Origin of the sequence: Micromonospora sp. LOL_024 (assembly GCF_048060415.1) — a bacterium.
In the GTDB taxonomy this organism is placed as follows: Bacteria; Actinomycetota; Actinomycetes; order Mycobacteriales; family Micromonosporaceae; genus Micromonospora.
Map to the genome: position 1 here is coordinate 1 of NZ_JBHMIS010000130.1, position 1,408 is coordinate 1,408.

The following is a 1,408-nucleotide window of genomic DNA, read 5'->3' on the forward strand; positions in this document are numbered from 1 at the left end:
GCTCATCCCAGCACTACTCAAAGCAGTCAATTAGTGACTAACCGACTTTGCTTTGGCTCTGCCTACTATGTGCTGGTCGGCGACGTGCCGGTGCTGGTGCACAACACGAATGCGCCGGGGGGTTGTGGACCGAATGGCGAGCCAATCTACAATATTCCCCAGGGATCTGCCGGCGGGCTAGGAGCTGATAAGCGCATCCCGCCGAGCGTTCTGCGAGAATACAACGTCGGCGTGAATGCGGATCCACTGAAGCCGACGCCCCTCTGCTCCTACTGTCGGACTAACCCGGCCACAAGCATCGATCATGTGGTCCCGCGAGTAAGAAACGGAGACCTAACTGACCGGAATCTTACGCCCGCTTGCACCTTCTGTAATAGCTCGAAAGGTGCACGGGAATATCCAGTGAACCCGCCCGCGAACTATACAGGTCCATGGCCCCCGCCATGGTGGTAGTGGCGGGTATGCTCTAGGTTAGCGCTGTAATTGCTCCGGTCTCCGGCGTTGGTTGACGCAGGAGACCGGAGCTTGCTACTAGATTGGCGGCCTGTATGCAGTATGTGATTCACGAGTTTCCCGTCAATCGCGGGGAGGCAAATTACCTGGCGATGGTAGACCTGGAGCCGTTCGGGTTTCCGGGCCTGGCGGAGCAAATTTGGCTGGTTCCGAGTGTCGGTGGGACCTACGAAGTAGCATGTATCCCATTTCGGGTTTACGGACTCGCCCTGAAGGATGTGGTTGAACTCGATCATGCGGGTAAGGTGATCATCGGTGTTCGGGAGAGTGGGGGTCATCGAGTTTTCCGCGTCTTCCTATCGCCGTCTCTTCCTGACGAAAAATTTCAACCCACGCGGAGCTCGCTTATCCGTGCAGCTGATGAGGCCCACTTGAAGGCTGAGTGGAGCGGGGAAAGGCATCTTGCGGTCGACGTTCCGCCTCAGGGCGATATCGGTAGCCTCTGGTCCGCCATCGAACAGGGGAACAGCGGTGGGGGAATCTACTGTGAATGGGGCGACGTCGAAATGTTCCGCCGGTAGGAAGGCTCTGCAGGCCGCAAAGTTGAGGAACACGCGCCCATCGGCCCGACCGCCCCGCCGGCACCCGGATTCGACTGTACCTTGGGCGCGACCAGCCCGGGTGGGCCAGCTATCGCGGTCCCGGTGGAACTCATCCCGTACGTCATAGCCAGAGTCCCTTTGCCGCCGCGGTCTGCTTGCGTGGTGATTGGTGGTCGGTGTGTGGGGTCTCGCGAGTGGTGTAGTCAGGTGGCTTCGCGTAGAGGGTCGTGGTCGGGTGTGGGTGGTCCGGGATTGAGGGGGCCGGGTTCGTCGTCGATGGTGGGGAGGTGGGCTAGTACGGCAGCCGCCTTTCGTGAGGTGACCTCGGGTCCCGCCGGAACGAGGACGGCCAC

Annotated in this window: 2 protein-coding genes; both read left to right on the forward strand. The window is 60.3% G+C overall.

Annotation, left to right across the window (positions count from 1 at the left end; translation table 11 throughout):
- The first annotated feature begins 231 nt into the window (after window positions 1-231).
- On the forward strand, window positions 232-453 hold the full coding sequence (locus tag ACFHWY_RS28500; RefSeq protein WP_416583329.1) for an HNH endonuclease: 222 nt from the start codon (window positions 232-234) through the stop codon (window positions 451-453).
- A 152-nt stretch (window positions 454-605) separates the two neighbouring features.
- Window positions 606-1,034 (forward strand): DUF4265 domain-containing protein, encoded by a 429-nt coding sequence (locus ACFHWY_RS28505; protein WP_416583330.1) that lies wholly within the window; start codon window positions 606-608, stop codon window positions 1,032-1,034.
- The last annotated feature ends 374 nt before the right edge of the window (window positions 1,035-1,408 follow it).

Coding starts and splice junctions, on each gene's coding strand:
- ACFHWY_RS28505 (WP_416583330.1), top strand. CDS start 606: ATGGTAGACCTGGAGCCGTTCGGGTTTCCGGGCCTGGCGGAGCAAATT.